We start from the raw sequence: 17,879 nt of genomic DNA, 5'->3' as shown, positions 1-17,879 counted from the left end.
TGGGGGTTGTAGTTCGGTACAGCAAATCCATACACAAGCCAGCAGGTTCATACCCACTCAGCGGTAGTGATCATAACTATCCGTACTCGCGCATCGGTCGGCGCACGGCCGCACAAGGGGGCGCATGGCCAATATGGTCGGGGGATGACGACCGAGCCTGACTCCTTCCCCCGACGGCACGCCCGCACCCAGCGGTTCACGCTCGGCGCGCCGCGTGCGTTCACCGTGGCTCCCGACGGTACCCGCGTCGCGTTCCTGCGCTCGCACTCCGGCACGGACCGGGCCAACTCTCTGTGGATCATTGACGTGACGGACGGTCGGGAGCGCCTCGCGGCCGACCCACGGGCGCTGCTGGGCGGCGCCACGGAGCATCTCTCGCCCGTGGAGCGGGCGCGCCGCGAACGCAGCCGCGAGGGGGGTGCCGGCATCGTCGGCTACGCCACCGACGCGGCCCTGGAACTGGCGTCTTTCGCCTTGTCAGGGCGGCTTTTCACGGCGGAGCTACGGGCCGGCACGGCACGTGAACTCCCGGTCCCTGGGCCGGTGATCGACCCGCGTCCCGCCCCCGACGGACGGCATGTGGCGTATGTCGCCGGGGGTGCCCTGCGGGTGGTCGGCGCGGAGGGGGAGGGGGACCGGGCGCTGGCGGAGCCCGACGCGGACGGGGTCACCTACGGATTGGCCGAATTCATCGCGGCCGAGGAGATGGGGCGTGCGCGGGGCTTCTGGTGGGCCCCGGAGTCGGACCGGCTGCTCGTTGCGCGCGCGGACGACACGCCGGTGAGGCGGTGGTGGATCGCGGATCCGGCCCACCCGGAGCGTGAGCCACAACACGTCGCGTATCCGGCGGCGGGCACCGCCAACGCGGACGTACGGCTGTTCGTGATCGGCCTCGACGGGTCCCGCACGGAGGTCGCCTGGGACCGGGCGCGCTATCCGTATCTGGCGCATGTGCACTGGTCAGAGGCGGGGGCCCCGCTGGTCCTGGTGCAGGCGCGGGACCAGCGCAGCCAGCTGTTCCTGGCCGTGGACCCGGACTCGGGGGCGACCCGGATGGTGCATGCGGAAGAAGATCCAACATGGCTGGAACTTTTCCCTGGCGTGCCCTGCTGGAGCCCCTCCGGACAGCTCGTGCGGATCGCCGACGAGGGTGGTGCGCGGGTGCTCGCGGTGGGCGAACGCCCACTGACCGGAGCCCAGTTGCACATCCGTGCGGTGCTCGACGTCTCGGACGACGACGTGCTGGTCTCGGCCTCGGCCGGCGAGGAGGCCGAGGCTCCCGGCATCGGCGAGGTGCATGTCTACCGAGTGAACGAACTCGGCGTGGAGCGCGTCTCACAAGACCCCGGCGTGCACTCGGCGGTGCGCGCTGGGGGCGTGACCGTACTGATCTCCGCCGCGCTGGACCGTCCGGGCGCTCGTGTCCAGGTACTGCGTGACGGAAAACCGACGGCGGCTGTCCAGTCGTACGCCGAAGATCCCGGTTTGTCCCCGCGGGTGACGCTCACCGAGGGGGGCGCACGGCGAATCCCGTGCGCCGTGCTTATGCCACAGGACTACCACTCCGACACTCCCCTGCCGGTTTTGCTGGACCCCTACGGTGGTCCGCACGGCCCGCGCGTGGTCGCCGCGCACAACGCGCACCTGACCTCGCAGTGGCTCGCCGACCAGGGCTTCGCGGTGGTCGTCGCCGACGGCCGAGGCACCCCGGGCCGCTCCCCCGCCTGGGAGAAGGCGGTGCACCGTGACTTCACAGTGTCCCTGGACGACCAGGTCGAGGCGCTCCAGGACCTGGCGAAGCGGTACCCCCTCGATCTGTCCCGAGTGGCGATCCGCGGGTGGTCCTACGGCGGCTGGCTCGCGGGGCTGGCCGTGCTGCGCCGCCCGGACGTCTTCCACGCGGGCATCGCGGGGGCTCCGGTCACCGACTGGCGGCTCTACGACACCCACTACACCGAGCGGTATCTGGGCGACCCCGCCGTGGACCCGGAGTCGTACGCGAAGAGCTCCCTGGTGACGGACGACGGCCTGTCCTCCCCCGCCGAGCCGCACCGCCCGCTGATGATCGTGCACGGTCTGGCCGACGACAACGTGGTGGTGGCCCACGCGCTGCGCCTGTCCTCCGCCCTGCTGGCCGCCGGCCGCCCGCACGAGGTGCTGCCGCTGTCCGGTGTCACGCACATGACCCCGCAGGAGCAGGTCGCGGAGAATCTGCTCCTCCTCCAGGTGGACTTTCTGAAGCGTTCGCTGGCACAACCTCGCAAACTTCCGTGAATTGCGTTAACACGCAGGCAACTTCGCGGAAGCGGTACCGATATACGGACGCGCGAGGCTGAACAGCGTACGGCCGTGCGGGTGCCGTGAACGGGCCGGGGTGCACCATGTCACCCCGGCCCGTTGCCGTGTTCCTCCAGCGGGACCACCTGCTTCTCCTCCGCGAAGTGACACGCCGAGTCGTGCGCCGCGGGACCCGTCGTGCCGCGGAACTCGGCGGGTACGGCGAGCGCCGGGACCTCCAGCGCGCAGCGCTCCTGTGCCTTCCAGCAGCGGGTGCGGAAGCGGCAGCCGGACGGGATGTTCGTGGGGGACGGGACGTCACCCGTGAGGATGATGCGCTCGCGGTGTTCACGGGCCTCGGGGTCCGGGACCGGGACCGCCGACAGGAGGGCCTGGGTGTAGGGGTGCGTGGGGTGGTCGTAGATCTCGGCGTCCCTGCCGATCTCGACGATGCGGCCCAGGTACATCACCCCCACCCGGTCCGAGATGTGCCGCACGATCGAGAGGTCGTGGGCGATGAAGACGTAGGAGAGCTCGAACTCCGTCTGGAGCCGGTCCAGGAGGTTGACGACCTGCGCCTGGATCGAGACGTCCAGCGCGGACACCGGCTCGTCGGCGACGATCACGTCCGGGCGCAGCGCCAGCCCGCGGGCGATGCCGATGCGCTGGCGCTGGCCGCCCGAGAACTGGTGCGGATAGCGGTTGACGTACTCGGGGTTGAGGCCGACCACGTCCAGCAGCTCCTGGACCTTGCGGCGGCGGTCGCCCTTCGGGGCCGCCTCGGGATGGATCTCGTACGGCTCCCCGATGATGTCGCCCACCGTCATACGGGGGTTGAGCGAGGTGTACGGGTCCTGGAAGACCATCTGGACATGGCGCCGTACGGCCTTCAGGGCCCTGCCCGAGAGCCTCGTGATGTCCTCGCCCCTGAAGCGGATCGAGCCCGCCGTCGGCTGCTCCAGATTGCACAGCATCCGGGCGACCGTCGACTTGCCGCAGCCCGACTCGCCCACCAGGCCCAGGGTTTCGCCCCGGCCGAGTGTGAAGTCGACGCCGTCCACGGCCTTCACGGAGCCGATCTGCTTCTTGAAGAGGATGCCCCGGGTGAGCGGGTAGTGCTTGACGAGGCCGCTGACCTCCAGGATCGGCTCAGTCATGGAGGCACTCCCGCCAGAAGTGGCAGGCGCTGCCGCGCTCCTCGGAGACCTCGTACAGCGGGGGCTCGTCCGTGCGGCACACGTCCCGGGCCATCGGGCAGCGCGGGTGGAAGGCGCAGCCCGGCGGGATGTCCATCAGGTTCGGCGGCAGACCCTTGATGGCGTAGAGCTCCCGGCCCTTGTGGTCCAGGCGCGGGATGGAGTCGAGCAGGCCGCGTGTGTACGGGTGGGCGGGCGCCTTGTAGATGTCGTGGACCGGGGCCGACTCGACGATCCGTCCCGCGTACATGACGGCGATGCGGTCGGCGACGTCGGCGACCACGCCGAGGTCGTGGGTGATGAGGATCAGCCCCATGTCGTACTCGCGCCGCAGTTCCGCGAGCAGATCCATGACCTGGGCCTGGACGGTGACGTCGAGGGCGGTGGTGGGCTCGTCGGCGATGATCAGCGCCGGCTCCAGGGCCAGCGCCATGGCGATCATGATGCGCTGGCGCATTCCGCCCGAGAACTGGTGGGGATAGTCGCGCACGCGCTGGGCGGCGCCCGGGATGCGCACCCGGTCCATCAACTCGATCGCCCTGGCCCGCGCGTCCTTGCGTGACATGCCCCGGTGCACGACGAACATCTCGCCGAGCTGCTCGCCCACGGAGAGCACGGGGTTCAGCGCCGACAGGGCGTCCTGGAAGATCATCGCCATTTCGGCGCCGCGGATCCTTCTTCTCTCCTCTTCCTTCATCTTCAGCAGGTCCTGGCCCCGGAAGAGGATCTCGCCGCCCGTGATCCTGCCGGGCGGCATGTCGAGAATGCCCATGACGGCCTGTGCGGAGACCGATTTGCCCGATCCCGACTCGCCGAGCACCGCGAGGGTCTCCCCCGCGTCCACGCCGTAAGCGACGCCGTTCACGGCCTTGGCGACGCCGTCCCGGGTCCGGAACTCCACGTGCAGGTCACGCACTTCGAGCAGCACGGCGGCTCACCTCAGCTTCGGGTCGAGGGCGTCGCGCACCGCGTCGCCGAGCATGATGAAGGCCAGGACCGTGATCGCCAGGGCGCCCGAGGGCCACAGCAGCGCGTGCGGGGCGTTGCGGATGAAGGGGGAGGCGGCGGAGATGTCGATGCCCCAGGAGACGCTGGGCGGCTTCAGGCCGACGCCGAGGTACGACAGGGTCGCCTCCAGCGAGATGTAGGTGCCGAGCGCGATGGTCGCCACGACGATCACCGGGGCGACGGCGTTGGGCGCGATGTGGCGCAGCAGGATGCGCGAGTTGGAGGCGCCCAGGGCGCGGGCCGCCTGCACATAGTCGTTCTGCTTGACGGTGATGACGGAGCCGCGGGCGATGCGGGAGATCTGCGGCCAGCCGAGCAGCACCATGAACCCGATGACCGGCCAGACCGTGTTGCTGGTCACCACGGAGAGGAGGACCAGACCGCCGAGGACGACGGGGATCGCGAAGAAGATGTCGGTCACGCGGGACAGGAGGGAGTCCCAGGCCCCGCCGTAGAACCCCGCGAGGCCGCCCAGCGCGGACCCGAGGAGCGCGACCCCGAGCGAGGCGCAGACGCCGACCGTGACGGACGTACGGGCGCCGTAGACGGTGCGTGTGTAGACGTTGCAGCCCTGGCCGTCGTACCCGAAGGGGGCGCCCGGCTGGGAGCCCTCCTGGGACTTGGCGAGGTTGCACTGCAGGGGACTGCCGGAGGCGATCAGCGAGGGCCACAGGGAGATGACGACGAGGAAGACGATGACGAGCGCGGAGACGATGAAGACGGGGTTGCGGCGCAGGTCCCGCCAGGCGTCGGACCACAGGCTGCGCGGCTTGGCCTGCGGCCCCGTGCCCAGCGGTCCAGCGGGAGTCCTCTCCAGTGTCTCGGCCTCGCTCGCCGCCAGGTCCATCCCGCTGCCGGCCCCGGTGCCCGCGATGGCGCGTTCGGGCTCGTGCAACTGCTCAGGCATAGCGGATCCTCGGGTCGAGTACGGCGTACAGCAGGTCCACGAGCAGGTTGACCAGCAGGAAGACGAGGACGAGGACGGTCACGAAGCCGACGACCGTCTGGGTGTTCTGCCGCAGGATGCCCTGGTAGAGCTGGTAGCCGACGCCGTGGATGTTGAAGATCCGCTCGGTGACGATCGCGCCGCCCATCAGGGCCCCGATGTCGGCGCCGATGAAGGTGACGACGGGGATGAGCGAGTTGCGCAGCAGATGCCGGGTGACGACGCGGCGCCGGGGCAGGCCCTTGGCGACGGCCGTGCGGACGTAGTCGGACCGTTTGTTCTCCGCGATGGAGGTGCGGGTCAGCCGGGTGACGTAGGCGAGGGAGACGGCGGCCAGGACGAGGCCCGGCACGATCAGTTCGCCGAAGGCGGCCTGCTGGGAGACCGAGGGCTGGATCCAGTGCCACTGGACGCCGAGGAGCAGCTGGAGCAGCAGGCCGGTGACGAAGGTCGGTACGGAGATCACGACCAGGGTGGCGAGGAGCACTCCGGTGTCGACGGGGCGGCCGCGGTGCAGTCCGGTGACGACACCGAGGGTGATGCCGATGACGATCTCGAAGAGGATCGCCACGATCGTCAGCCGGATGGTGACGGGGAACGCGGTCGCCATCAGCTCGGTGACGGGCTGGCCGTTGAACGCGGTGCCGAAGTCGCCGGTGAAGATGTTCCCCATGTAGGTCAGGTATTGCTGCCACAGCGGCTTGTCGAGACCGAACTCCCGCTTCAGCTGGGCGGCCGTCGCCGGGTCGCAGGCGCGCTCACCGCACAGTCCCGCGATGGGGTCGCCCATCACGTTCACCATCAGGAAGATCAGCAGCGTCGCCCCGACGAACACCGGGACCATCTGGAGCAGACGCCTGACGACATAGCGCCCCATGGCGGCTCAGCCGACCTTGATCTCGTCGTAGACGGGGACGCTGAAGGGGTTCAGGGCGACGTTGGACAGCCGCTCCGAGTAGCCCGCGCTGCCGTTCTGGTACCAGAGCGGGATGGCGGCCATGTTGTCCCGGACGACCTCTTCGGCCTGCTGGAAGGTGGAGACCGCCTTGGCGGTGTCGGTCTCGGCGTTGGCCTGGTCCACGAGCTTGTCGAACTGCGCGTTGGACCACTTGCCGTCGTTGGAGGAGGCGTTGGTGTAGTAGAGCGGCTGCAGGAAGTTCTGGATCAGCGGGTAGTCCATCTGCCAGCCCGCCCGGAAGGGGCCGCTCATCTTGTGCTGGCTGATCTGGTTCCTGAAGTCCGCGAAGGTGCCGATCGGGTTGCCGACACATGCCTTGTCGTTGCCGAGCGCGTTGTTGATGGAGTTGCACACGGCGTCCACCCACATCCTGTGCGAGCCGGTGTCGGCGTTGTACGTGATCTTGAGCTGTCCGCCGGGGAGCCCGCCGCCCTCCTGGATCAGCCTCTTGGCCCCGGCCGGGTCGTAGTCGCAGGCGCTCCCGCACAGGCCTTCCTTGAAGCCGCCCTCCGTGCCGAGGACGGGCGAGGTCCAGTCGCTCGCCGGGGTGCGGGTCTTCTGGAAGATCGTGTCGGTGATCTGCTTCCGGTTGATCGCCATGGACAGGCCCGTGCGGACCTTCTCCGCGCCGGGCCTGTCCCAGGCCTTGTCGTAGTACGGGAAGGCGAGGGTCTGGATGATGCCGGCCGGGGTGTTGATGTAGCGGTTGCCGAGGTCCTTCTTGACGTTCCTCAGCTGCGAGGCGGGGATGTCGTCGACGAGGTCGAGGTTTCCGGCCAGCAGGTCGGTGTAGGCGGTGTCGCTGTCCGTGTAGACCTTGAGGGTCACACCGTCGTTCTGCGCCTTGTCGGCGCCGGGGTAGCCGTCCCACTTCGTCAGGGCCATCTGGAAGCCCCTGGTGTACGAGTCGATCATGTACGGCCCGTTGCCGACCGGCTTCGCCAGCCAGGCGGCGTGGTCGGAGAAGAACGACCGGGGCAGCGGCGCGAAGGCCACATAGCCCAGGGTGTCCGGGAAGCTGGAGAACTTCTGGTTCAGCTTGACGGTGAAGGTCCTGTCGTTCACGACCTGCAGACCGGAGAGCGTGTCGGCGCTCTGTGTGCCGGTGGCCGGGTGGACCTGGTCGTAGCCCTGGATGTAGCCGAAGAAGTAGGCGTTCTTCTGGTTGTTCTTCAGGCTCGCGCCGTAGTTCCAGGCGTCCACGAAGGACTTGGCGGTGATCTTCTCGCCGTTGCTGAAGGTCCAGCCGTCCTTGATCGTGACGGTGAAGTTCTGCGAGTCCGAGGTGGCGATCTTCTCGGCGAGCATGTTCCGGGCCTGCGCGGTCTTCGGGTCGTACCGCTTCAGACCACGGAAGATCATGTCGAGGACCTTGCCGCCCTGCACCTCGTTGGTGTTGGCCGGTTCGAGAGGGTTCTGCGGATCGCCCCAGGAGGAACTGAGGACTCCGCCGCCGGTACCACCGTTCCCGCTCGCGCCCCCGCAGGCGGCTGCCATGAGCACCATCACCGCCGTGCAGGCGGCCCACTTGGCGTGTGTGGCTCCACGCATGGAGTGCCTCCTCTTGAGCACGCGGGTACGCACTGTGACGCCAGCTCGGGAGCACTGGTCGATCAACGGCCAATATCACCGCAAAACGCCAACAAAGGGCACCAAGGACACTCATCGGGGAAACAGTCCACCCGTATGAGGGGTGGCATCATGATCGGCAAGCTGGGCGGCCCGCGCCTTCCTGGGCCTGCCCGGCCTCACCGAGGGGGCCCTCGCCGACATCACGGTGTACGACAGCGACCCACGCCGCACACCGGCCGTGCTGCGGCATCCCCACCGCATCGTGCTGCGGGGGCGGGTCGTGCGCTGAGGGAGGGGCCCAAAACGCCGGTTCCCGGCACCTGGTCAGGTGCCGGGAACCGGAAAGCGGGCCGGATGGGGTCAGACCGCGTGGACGACGTCCTTCTCCTCGGCGAAGTGGCAGGCCGACTCATGGGCCGCCGGGGTGTCCGAGTTCTTGAAGCGCTCGGGGACCGCCAGGAGAGGAACCTCCTCGGCGCACTTGTCCTGGGCCTTCCAGCAGCGGGTGCGGAAGCGGCAGCCCGACGGCGGGTTGGCCGGGGACGGCACGTCACCGGTGAGGATGATCCGCTCGCGGCCCTCGCGGGCCTCCGGGTCCGGCACCGGGACCGCCGACAGCAGCGCCTGGGTGTAGGGGTGCGTCGGGTGCTCGTAGATCTGCTCGTCGGTGCCGATCTCGGCCATCTTGCCGAGGTACATCACGCCGACGCGGTCCGAGATGTGCCGGACGATCGACAGGTCGTGCGCGATGAAGATGTAGGAGAGGTTGAACTCGTCCTGCAGTCGCTCCATCAGGTTGATGACCTGTGCCTGGACGGACACGTCCAGGGCGGAGACCGGCTCGTCGCAGATGATGATCTCGGGGTTGAGCGCGAGGCCGCGGGCGATGCCGATGCGCTGGCGCTGACCGCCCGAGAACTGGTGCGGGTAGCGGTTGATGTACTCGGGGTTCAGACCCACCACGTCCAGCAGTTCCTGGACCTTGCGCCGCCGGTCGCCCTTCGGTGCCACCTCGGGGTGGATGTCGAAGGGCTCGCCGATGATGTCACCCACGGTCATACGGGGGTTGAGTGACGTGTACGGGTCCTGGAAGACCATCTGGATGTTGCGGCGCACGGCCTTCATCGCGCGCCCGGACAGCTTGGTGATGTCCTGGCCCTTGTAGAAGATCTCGCCGGCCGTCGCCCGCTCCAGGTTCATCAGGAGCTTGGCGACGGTCGACTTGCCGCAGCCGGACTCGCCCACGATGCCCAGGGTCTCGCCCTGGTGCAGGTCGAAGGAGATGCCGTCGACGGCGCGGACCGCGCCGACCTGACGCTTGAGCAGGATGCCCTGCGTCAGCGGGAAGTGCTTGACCAGATTGCGGACCTGCAGGATCGGTTCGCCCTGCGCGACGGGCGCCTCGACGGCGGTCACCGCCTCGTCCTCGGTGGCGGCCTTCACCACCTCGACGTCGGAGACATTCGGCGTGCCGCCGGCCCCGTCGTCCTTCTTGAGCTCAGCCACGGATCGTCTCCTTCCAGAAGTGGCACGCGGAGGCGCGGCCGACCAGTTCCGTACCGTCCTGCTCGGTCACCGGAACCAGGGCCGGGACATCGGTGCGGCATATGTCCTGCGCCACGGCGCAGCGGGGGTTGAAGGCGCAACCAGCCGGGATCTGCTGCAGGTTGGGAGGCAGACCCTTGATCGCGTACAGCTCCTGCCCCTTCTGGTCCAGACGGGGGATGGAGTCCAGCAGACCCCGGGTGTAGGGGTGGGCGGGCCGCTTGTACAGCTCGTGCACGGGCGCCCGCTCGACGATCCGGCCGGCGTACATCACCGCGATCTTGTCCGCCACGTCGGCGACCACACCCAGGTCATGGGTGATCAGGATCAGGCCCATGTTGTACTCGCGCTGGAGTTCGGCGAGCAGGTCCATCACCTGTGCCTGGACGGTCACGTCGAGCGCCGTCGTCGGCTCGTCCGCGATGATCAGTTCGGGCTCGAGAGCCAGCGCCATGGCGATCATGATGCGCTGGCGCATACCGCCGGAGAACTGGTGCGGGTAGTCGCCGACGCGCTGCCTGGCGGCCGGGATGCGTACCCGGTCCATCAGCTCGATGGCCTTGGCCTTGGCGTCCTTGCGGGACATGCCCTCGTGCACCCGGAACATCTCGCCGAGCTGGTAGCCCACCGACAGCACGGGGTTGAGCGAGGACAGGGCGTCCTGGAAGATCATCGCCATCTTGGCGCCGCGCAGCTTGCGCCGCTCGTTCTCCGGCAGGGCCAGGATGTCCTGTCCCTGGAAGAAGATCTGGCCCTGGCTGATCCGTCCGGGCGGGCTGTCCAGGATGCCCATGATCGCCTGCGCGGTGACGGACTTGCCGGAGCCCGACTCACCGAGAACGGCGAGCGTTTCGCCCGCGTTGACGCTGTAGTTGACGCCGTTGACCGCCTTCGTCACGGCGTCTCGGACCTTGAACTCCACGTGCAGGTCGCGGACTTCGAGAAGCGGCGCGGTCCCGTCCGGCCCGATGTTCGCGGGCGCCATCTCCAGGCTGGTCATGCCATCACCTTCGTGTTGCTTCAGGGGTGTTCGACTCATGGCGGTGCCTCACCGGAGCTTCGGGTCGAGCGCGTCGCGCAGACCGTTGCCGAGCAGGATGAAGCCCAGCGCGGTGATGACGATGGCGAGGCTCGGGTAGGTCCACATGAAGTCCTTGACACCCATGAAGTTGCGGCCGGCCGAGATCATGTTGCCCCACTCCGCGACCTCCGGGTCCACGCCGACGCCCAGGTACGACAGGGACGCTTCGGCCACGATCGCGATGCCGACGTTGCTGGTCCCGTACACCAGCACCGAGGTGATGGAGTTGGGCAGGATGTGCTTGCGGATGATCCGGCCCTGGCTCGCGCCCAGTGCCTTCGCGGCGTGCACGTAGTCCATCTCTCGCACGGAGAGGATCTGGCTGCGCAGCAGGCGGGCGAAGGTGGCCCAGGTGAAGATGCCGAGTGACAGGACGACCGGCGTCACACCGCGCCCCATCAGCAGGATGATCACGATGGAGCCGATGAGCAGCGGGAAGGCGAAGAAGATGTCCGCCGCGCGCATGATCACGGTGTCCACCCAGCCACCGAAGTAGCCGGCCAGGGCGCCGAGGACGATGCCGATGACGAGTGCGACGAGGATGGACGCGAGACCCACGATCACCGCGATGCGGCTGCCGTAGATGAGGCGGGACAGCTGGTCCCGGCCGAGCGCGTCGGTGCCGAGGAGGTGATGGCCGCCCGGCGACTGGAGAGTCTGGTTGAGGTCCTGGTTCAGCGGGTCATATGGGGCCAGGACGGGGGCGAGGACGGCGACCAGGATCAGGACGGCGATGATCACCAGCCCGACCACGGCGAGTTTGTTGGCGAAGAAGCGGTGCCGGATGTCGGCCCACTGGCTGACCCGGGCGACGCTGGGTTCGGCGCCCTGCTGTGCCGCGGCGGGTTCGGCCTGTACCGGCTCTCCCGTGCCCGTGACGAGTTCGGTCATGGTGTGACTCCTAGGGGGAAACGACCGGTCAGGTGAGGCGGATACGCGGGTCGAGGGCGGCGTACAGCAGGTCGACGATCAGGTTCAGAACGACGAAGATCGCCACACTGATCGTCACCACTCCCACGATGATGGGGTTGTTGTTCTGCTGGATCGCCTGGACCAGGGCGAGACCGATGCCGTTCCAGTTGAAGATCGTCTCCGTGATGATCGCACCACCGAGCAGGGTGCCGAAGGAGATACCGATATAGGTGATCACAGGAATGACGGAGTTGCGCAGGATGTGACGGAAGAGCACTGTCCGGCCGGGAAGTCCCTTGGCCACGGCGGTCTTGACGTAGTCCGCGCGCAGTACTTCCAGCATGCTGCTGCGGGCCAGCTGTGCGACGAGGGCGGCGTCGATGATCGCCAGTGTGAAAGCGGGCAACACCATCGACTTGAAGCTGCCGTCGGCGATCAGCGGGAACCAGTTGAGCTCGACGATGAAGATCCGCTGCATGATCATGCCGAGCACGATGGACGGCACGCCGATGGCCAGAGTGGTGAGGAAGGTGGCCGACATGTCCCAGATCGAGTATCTGCGGATCGCCGCCACGATGCCGACGCCCATACCGATGAAGACATCGATCACGATGGCGAAGACCGCCAGCTTCGCGGTGTTCTCCAGCTTCGGACCGAGAATCTCCGTGACCGGACGGCTCTGCGTGTAGTCGGTGCCCAGATCGCCGGTGACGAGTTTGCCCACATAGGTGCCGTACTGCACCACGAGGGGCTTGTCGAGCCCGTACTGCTTGTGCAACTGCGCGACCACGGCGGGGTCCCGCGCCTTGTCACTGCCCGCGATCTGTCCGACCGGGTCTCCCGGCAGAACGAACAGGCAAGCGAACAGGATCATCGTCGCGCCTAGCGTGACGACGACCAACTGGCCCAGCCTGCGGACCACATACCTTCCCATGACATGCCTCTCTGCGCCTCGCTGCCGCCAACCAGCGGCTCCCAGCCCCAGTCAAGATGGGGGGTTGTGGGGTGGGGGGCGGGAGAGCGGATCGCGCCCTCCCGACGGTCGTCGGGGGCCGTGGCGTCCGAGCCCAGCTCGGCACCACGGCCCCCATCACCGGACGCCGCTGTCAGCGGCAGCCGGTCACTTCAGGCTGATCTCCGCGAGGTTCGGGTTCTCGTGGAAGTCCAGCTTGACGTTCCCGTACTTCTTGGTGTTGGCGAGGCGCTGCTGCGTGCGGTTCCACAGCGGGATCAGCGCCAGGTCGTCCACAGCGATCTTCTCGGCCTGCTTGTACAGCTCGTTGCGACCGGCCTGGTCCTCGGTGGCACGGGCCTTGGCGACCAGGTCGTCGAACGCCTTGTTGCTGTAGCGGGACCGGTTGTCACCCGTGACCTTGCCCGACGCGTCCTTGTTGATCGACGCGGTGTCGAGCAGCGGGAACAGGTAGTTGTCCGGCGTCGGGTAGTCCGCACCCCAGGCGTAGCGGTACAGGCCCGCGGCGCCCGGCTTCTGCTCGTCGGCGAGGAGCTCGGCGAACGGCTTGCCGACCGCCTTGACCTTGATGCCGAGGACCTTCTCCAGCTGCTGCTGGACGGCCTGGACCCACTCCTCGTGACCGGCACCGGTGTTGTAGGCCAGCTCGAGGGTGCTGCCCGGCTTCAGGCCGCCCTCGCTCGCGAGCTTCTTGGCCTTGGCCTTGTCCTGCTTGACGCAGGAGGTGCACAGGTCCTTCTGGTACACGTCCTTGAAGACGGGCGGCAGGATCGTCGTGGACTTGTTCTGCATGCCCTGGAAGACGCCCTTGATGATGGCGTCCCGGTCGATGGCGTAGGAGATGGCCTGACGCACCTTGACGTTCTTCGTCGGACCGTTGTCGGTGACCGGCAGAATGAAGTTCATGCCGTTCGTGTCCTCGTTGATCCACTCACCCTGCGCGTCGTACTTGGCCTTCGCGGCCGTCAGCTGCGGGGTGGGCAGGCGCGCCCAGTCGTACTGACCCGACTCGAAGCCCTGGTACTCCAGGTTGGCGCTGTTGTTCGGGTTCAGGATGTCGATCTGGACCTTGTCCAGGTGAGCCTTCGTCAGGCCGTAGCTGTCGTTACGGACCAGCGTGATCGACTTGTTGTGCTCCCACTTGCCGTCCATCTTGAACGGGCCGTTGCCGATGGGGGCTTCGTTGTACGTCTTGTTGTGGGCGTCAGCGGCGGCCTTGGGGACCGGGCTGAAGACCGTGTGCGAGGTCTTGATGTAGAACTCGAAGTCCGCGGCGGACAGCTTCACCTGCAGCGTGTACGGGTCCGGAGCGGACAGGCCGGACATCGTCTTGGCCTTGCCGGACTGCACGTCGTCGAAGCCCTCGATGCCGGCCATGTGGTAGGCGACGTCGGACGCGGCCGACTTCACCGCGACGCGGTTCCAGCCGCGGATGAACGCCTCGGCGTCGACGGCCTCACCGTTGGTGAACTTGGTGCCCTTCTTGATGGCGAAGGTCCACGTCTTGCCGTCCTTGCTGACCTTCTTCGAGGTGGCCAGCGCCGGGACGACCTGACCGTCCGCGGTCGGGTCGAACAGACCGGTGAAGAGGTTGTCCGTGACGAGAGTGCCCTCGGACTCCTGCGCGTTGTAGGGGTCGATGGCCACCGGCTCGGTGATACCCATCCGCCAGGTGCCGCCGTTCTTGCCGGAGCCCTTGCCACCGCCGCTGCCGCTGCCACCGGCGTTGTCGTTGCCTCCACCGCAGGCGGTCGCAGACAGGGCTATGACGATCGCGCCCACGACCCACTTGGCGCTCTTGGCACCACGCATGGGTTCCTCCTCTTGAGTCCTTGTGTTCACCGCAGACGGAGCGCACAACACATCACCGGCACCGTCACCGGTGCCGGAGAAATTCGGTGCTCCCCGCGCTCACGAGTCGGCGCCGTCGGCGGCGCGCGACCCGTTGGTCCGAGCTCTACGCGCCTAACTATCTGCCATGGGCCACAGGCCGAACCACACTCACAAGGTCTCGGTTCGATCACACCTGACGCATACTTCTTCCAAAATCCGGACAAAGGCATAGGTGAAAGATCCCTGCGAAACGGACTTGTTACACAGCTATCGGTACCAGGTATCCGGATAGCGGGCACAACGGCAGAAAGATCAGTTGCGCTCCACGACGGAGGAAACCTCTCGACGCCGCGAGCGGACAAACCATGACGGACCCCATCAGGCGGGCCGGACATTCCGGCAACCATAGCCACGCGGGGTCGCCGCCGCCAACGATTGGAGCCCTCGCTCCTGCAACGGTAGGGAAAACCCTGTATCCCGGACTCGATCACGATGCCGGGCGGGCTGGCCGCTGATCATGCGTCGCGGCCCCGCAGAGACCCACACCGCGCAGAGGTGAGAGCCCTCCACGAAGTCTCGGAAACTGACCCGCCGTTCAATGTCGTGTGGCACACTGCCGCGGTGGTCGATCATTCGTTCGCCGATCTTTCGCTTGCCGCCCTGTACGACCGTCTCAACCCGTGGGGGGCGGGTGACGACTTCTACCTCGGCCTGGTGAACTCCGCGGACTCCGTGCTCGATGTCGGCTGCGGCACAGGGCAGTTACTCAGGCGGGCCCACAAGGACGGCCACCCCGGCCGGCTGATGGGGCTCGATCCGGCCGCCGCCATGCTCGTACAGGCACGGCGCAGCGCCCCTGCCGTGGAATGGGTGCTCGGGGATCTGCGGACGCGGCTGTGGGACAACGAGTTCGAGCTGGTCGTGATGACCGGGTACGCCTTCCAAGTGCTGGTGGACGACGACGAGTTGCGTCTCTGCCTGCGCGCCGTGCGGTCGGCGCTCACCGACGCCGGGCGGTTCGTCTTCGAGACCCGCAACCCGGCCGCCCGCGCCTGGGAGGGCTGGACGCCGGACCGGGTGCGTGAGGTCACGGGTGCCGACGGCACGGTCGTACGCGTGTGGCACGAGGTCCAGGGCGGTCCCGTCGGGGGCCGGGTGACGTTGACCGAGACCTACGAGGGTGACGGCTGGGCCCGGCCCCTGGTGAGCCGGGCCACACTCCGCTTCCTGGACCCCGAGACCCTGTCCGGCTTCCTCGCGGAGGCCGGACTCGAGGTCGTCGAGCAGTACGGCGACTGGGAGCGGGGGGCGGTGACCCCCGCGAGCCCGGAGATCATCACCGTGGCGGAGCGGACGGCCGAGCGGTCCCGTTAGCCGTCGCCCTCCTCCAGCGCAGCCAGTGCCGGGTCCAGCACGATGTCCTCGTCCCGTGCCTCGATCGTGGGCTCCTCCGGGAAGTGGCACGCCGTGAGGTGGCCGGTCCGGTTGCCGGAGATCTGGATCAGCGGGGGTTCCTCGGCCGCGCACTTGTCCTGGGCCTTCCAGCAGCGGGTGCGGAAGCGGCAGCCGGAGGGCGGGGAGATGGGGGACGGGACGTCGCCGGCCAGCCGGATGCGCTCGCGCCCGGCCGAGTCGGTGTCGGTGAGGTTCACCTCGGGCACCGCGGACAGCAGGGCGTGGGTGTAGGGGTGACGGGGGCGGGTGTAGATGGAGTCGCGGTCGCCCACCTCGATGATCTTGCCGAGGTACATCACCGCCACGCGCTGCGAGAAGTGGCGGACCACCGCGAGATCGTGGGCGATGAAGAGGAACGCGATGCCCAGTTCCCTCTGCACCTTCTGGAGGAGGTTCACCACCTGCGCCTGGATGGAGACGTCCAGCGCCGAGACCGGCTCGTCCGCCACGATCAGCTTCGGCTCCAGGGCCAATGCTCGTGCCACGCCTATGCGTTGCCGCTGACCGCCGGAGAACTCGTGCGGGAAGCGGTTGTAGTGCTCGGGGTTGAGGCCGACGATCTCCAGGAGTTCACGGACGCGCTTCTCCCGGCCGCCGTCCGGGGCGATCCCGTTGATCTCCATCGGGTTGGAGATGATCCTGCCGACCGTCTGGCGCGGGTTCAGCGAGGAGTAGGGGTCCTGGAAGATCATCTGGATCTCGGAGCGGATGGGTGCCAGCTGCTTGCGTGAGGCGTGGCTGATGTCCTTGCCCCGGTACGCGATCCTCCCGCTCGTCGGCTCCAGGAGGCGGGTGATCAGCCGGCCCGTCGTCGACTTGCCGCAGCCCGACTCGCCCACCAGGCCGAAGCTCTCGCCGACGCGCACGGTCAGGTCGATGCCGTCGACGGCCTGCACATGGCCGACCGTACGCCGGATCGGGAAGCCGCCCTTGACCGGGAAGTGCTTGGTCAGCCCGGAGACCTCAAGGAGCGCTTCTGACTCCACGCCGCCGGCCGACTCGCGCGGAGCGGGAAGGACGAGGTCCTCTTTCATGCCGTGTCCTCCTGGCCCTAGCCCAGCCGGGGCTTGATCTCGTCGATGAAGATGGTCCGCTTCTGCTCGCCCGTCAGATGGCAGGCGGAGGCCCGGTCGGGGGCCAGCAGCGGGCGTTCGTTGACACAGCGCCGGGCGCCCTGCACCCGGTCCTGGAAGGTGCAGCGGGGATGGAAGCGGCAGCCGGACGGCGGGGTGAGCAGCGAGGGCGGGGAGCCCGGGATGGGCGACAGCGGGGCGTCCAGGTCGGAGTCCAGTCGCGGCATCGAGTTCAGCAGTCCCCAGGTGTAGGGGTGCTGGGGCGAGCGCAGTACCTCGTCGACCGTGCCGCGCTCCACCGCGCTGCCCGCGTACATCACCATGATGTCGTCGGCCATGTCGGCGATCACGCCGAGGTCGTGGGTGATGAAGACGATCCCGGAGCCGAACTCCTGCTGGAGGTCCTTGAGCAGGTCGAGGATCTGGGCCTGGACCGTCACGTCCAGGGCCGTGGTCGGCTCGTCGGCGATCAGGAGGTCGGGGTCGCAGACCAGCGCCATGGCGATCATCGCGCGCTGGCGCATACCGCCGGAGAACTGGTGCGGGTAGTCCTTCGCCCGCTCCTTCGGATGCGGGATGCCCACCTTGCCGAGCATCTCGACCGCGCGGTCCCAGGCGGCCCGCTTGGAGGCGCCGTTGTGCTTCATGAACGGCTCGGCGATCTGGCGGCCCACCGTGTAGTAAGGGGACAGCGCGGTCAGCGGGTCCTGGAAGATCATGGCGACCTTGTTGCCGCGCAGCTTCTCCAGCTCCGACTCCCGCGCGGTGGTCAGCTCCTGCCCGTCCAGCAGGATCTCGCCCTCGACGGTGGTGAACATGGGGTTGTGCAGGCCCAGGATGGTCAGGTTCGTCACCGACTTCCCCGAGCCCGACTCCCCGACGATCCCCAGGGTCTTGCCACGTTCCAGGTCGAAGGAGAGCCCGTCCACGGCCCGTACGACGCCGTCCTCGGTCTTGAAGCTGACGTGCAGGTCCCGCACGGACAACAGGGGACCCGCACCGGCCGGGACGGGAACGCCGGCCTCCTTGGTCACAGTGGTCACGAAAGTG

At 67.9% G+C, this 17,879-nt stretch carries 14 protein-coding genes; 2 read left to right on the top strand and 12 right to left on the bottom strand.

Translation table 11 applies throughout. The features are described from left to right. Positions 1-144: 144 nt before the first annotated feature. The gene (locus tag N8I87_RS26240) at positions 145-2,274 is read left to right on the top strand and encodes a S9 family peptidase (protein WP_263212246.1); all 2,130 of its coding nucleotides are present in this window, start codon (positions 145-147) and stop codon (positions 2,272-2,274) included. A gap of 110 nt (positions 2,275-2,384) precedes the next feature. Here N8I87_RS26240 and N8I87_RS26235 read toward each other — a convergent pair whose 3' ends face one another. From N8I87_RS26235 to N8I87_RS26185, 10 genes are all read right to left on the bottom strand, one after another. Beyond that, a complete protein-coding gene (locus tag N8I87_RS26235) occupies positions 2,385-3,434 on the bottom strand; it encodes an ABC transporter ATP-binding protein (RefSeq protein ID WP_263212245.1) in 1,050 nt (349 codons plus the stop codon). Beyond that, positions 3,427-4,401, bottom strand: a complete 975-nt coding sequence (locus tag N8I87_RS26230; protein ID WP_263212244.1) for an ABC transporter ATP-binding protein — start codon at positions 4,399-4,401, stop codon at positions 3,427-3,429. The genes N8I87_RS26235 and N8I87_RS26230 overlap by 8 nt, the downstream gene beginning before the upstream one ends. A 6-nt stretch (positions 4,402-4,407) precedes the next feature. After that, a complete protein-coding gene (locus tag N8I87_RS26225; RefSeq protein ID WP_263212243.1) occupies positions 4,408-5,388 on the bottom strand; it encodes an ABC transporter permease in 981 nt (326 codons plus the stop codon). Then, on the bottom strand, positions 5,381-6,304 hold the full coding sequence (locus N8I87_RS26220) for an ABC transporter permease (protein ID WP_263212242.1): 924 nt from the start codon (positions 6,302-6,304) through the stop codon (positions 5,381-5,383). Before N8I87_RS26220 ends, N8I87_RS26225 begins: the two co-directional genes overlap by 8 nt. A 6-nt stretch (positions 6,305-6,310) precedes the next feature. Then, positions 6,311-7,936 (bottom strand): peptide ABC transporter substrate-binding protein, encoded by a 1,626-nt coding sequence (locus N8I87_RS26215; RefSeq protein ID WP_263212240.1) that lies wholly within the window; start codon positions 7,934-7,936, stop codon positions 6,311-6,313. A gap of 381 nt (positions 7,937-8,317) precedes the next feature. After that, on the bottom strand, positions 8,318-9,463 hold the full coding sequence (locus N8I87_RS26205; RefSeq protein WP_263212239.1) for an ABC transporter ATP-binding protein: 1,146 nt from the start codon (positions 9,461-9,463) through the stop codon (positions 8,318-8,320). Beyond that, on the bottom strand, positions 9,456-10,502 hold the full coding sequence (locus N8I87_RS26200) for an ABC transporter ATP-binding protein (RefSeq protein WP_263212238.1): 1,047 nt from the start codon (positions 10,500-10,502) through the stop codon (positions 9,456-9,458). The genes N8I87_RS26205 and N8I87_RS26200 overlap by 8 nt, the downstream gene beginning before the upstream one ends. A gap of 48 nt (positions 10,503-10,550) precedes the next feature. Continuing rightward, a complete protein-coding gene (locus tag N8I87_RS26195) occupies positions 10,551-11,474 on the bottom strand; it encodes an ABC transporter permease (RefSeq protein ID WP_263212237.1) in 924 nt (307 codons plus the stop codon). A 28-nt stretch (positions 11,475-11,502) separates the two neighbouring features. Then, a complete protein-coding gene (locus N8I87_RS26190) occupies positions 11,503-12,429 on the bottom strand; it encodes an ABC transporter permease (protein ID WP_263212236.1) in 927 nt (308 codons plus the stop codon). Between the two features lie 186 nt (positions 12,430-12,615). Continuing rightward, on the bottom strand, positions 12,616-14,280 hold the full coding sequence (locus tag N8I87_RS26185; protein ID WP_263212235.1) for a peptide ABC transporter substrate-binding protein: 1,665 nt from the start codon (positions 14,278-14,280) through the stop codon (positions 12,616-12,618). Positions 14,281-14,922: 642 nt separating this feature from the next. Here N8I87_RS26185 and N8I87_RS26180 point away from each other — a divergent pair. Further along, positions 14,923-15,675 carry a class I SAM-dependent methyltransferase gene (locus tag N8I87_RS26180; RefSeq protein WP_263212234.1) on the top strand — a complete coding sequence of 251 codons (753 nt, stop codon included), beginning with the start codon at positions 14,923-14,925 and terminating at the stop codon, positions 15,673-15,675. On the opposite strand, the gene N8I87_RS26175 is transcribed toward N8I87_RS26180, so the two are convergent. Together N8I87_RS26175 and N8I87_RS26170 are read right to left on the bottom strand one after the other, a co-directional pair. Continuing rightward, positions 15,672-16,790, bottom strand: coding sequence for an ABC transporter ATP-binding protein (locus N8I87_RS26175; RefSeq protein WP_263212232.1), 1,119 nt, complete (start codon positions 16,788-16,790; stop codon positions 15,672-15,674). The two genes, N8I87_RS26180 and N8I87_RS26175, sit on opposite strands and share 4 nt — an antisense overlap. A 17-nt stretch (positions 16,791-16,807) precedes the next feature. After that, positions 16,808-17,872, bottom strand: a complete 1,065-nt coding sequence (locus tag N8I87_RS26170; RefSeq protein ID WP_263212231.1) for an ABC transporter ATP-binding protein — start codon at positions 17,870-17,872, stop codon at positions 16,808-16,810. Between the last annotated feature and the right edge of the window lie 7 nt (positions 17,873-17,879).

The organism is Streptomyces sp. HUAS 15-9, from assembly GCF_025642155.1.
Lineage (GTDB): Bacteria > Actinomycetota > Actinomycetes > Streptomycetales > Streptomycetaceae > Streptomyces.
Note: the sequence above shows the minus strand (reverse complement) of the source record. Positions and strands in the feature narration are given on the sequence as shown.

Bases quoted from the DNA above. Each gene is read 5' to 3' on its own strand.
- N8I87_RS26195 (WP_263212237.1), bottom strand. From the start codon at position 11,474: ATGACCGAACTCGTCACGGGCACGGGAGAGCCGGTACAGGCCGAACCC.
- N8I87_RS26240 (WP_263212246.1), top strand. From the start codon at position 145: ATGACGACCGAGCCTGACTCCTTCCCCCGACGGCACGCCCGCACCCAG.
- N8I87_RS26200 (WP_263212238.1), bottom strand. From the start codon at position 10,502: ATGACCAGCCTGGAGATGGCGCCCGCGAACATCGGGCCGGACGGGACC.
- N8I87_RS26220 (WP_263212242.1), bottom strand. From the start codon at position 6,304: ATGGGGCGCTATGTCGTCAGGCGTCTGCTCCAGATGGTCCCGGTGTTC.
- N8I87_RS26225 (WP_263212243.1), bottom strand. From the start codon at position 5,388: ATGCCTGAGCAGTTGCACGAGCCCGAACGCGCCATCGCGGGCACCGGG.
- N8I87_RS26190 (WP_263212236.1), bottom strand. From the start codon at position 12,429: ATGGGAAGGTATGTGGTCCGCAGGCTGGGCCAGTTGGTCGTCGTCACG.
- N8I87_RS26215 (WP_263212240.1), bottom strand. From the start codon at position 7,936: ATGCGTGGAGCCACACACGCCAAGTGGGCCGCCTGCACGGCGGTGATG.
- N8I87_RS26185 (WP_263212235.1), bottom strand. From the start codon at position 14,280: ATGCGTGGTGCCAAGAGCGCCAAGTGGGTCGTGGGCGCGATCGTCATA.
- N8I87_RS26175 (WP_263212232.1), bottom strand. From the start codon at position 16,790: ATGAAAGAGGACCTCGTCCTTCCCGCTCCGCGCGAGTCGGCCGGCGGC.
- N8I87_RS26235 (WP_263212245.1), bottom strand. From the start codon at position 3,434: ATGACTGAGCCGATCCTGGAGGTCAGCGGCCTCGTCAAGCACTACCCG.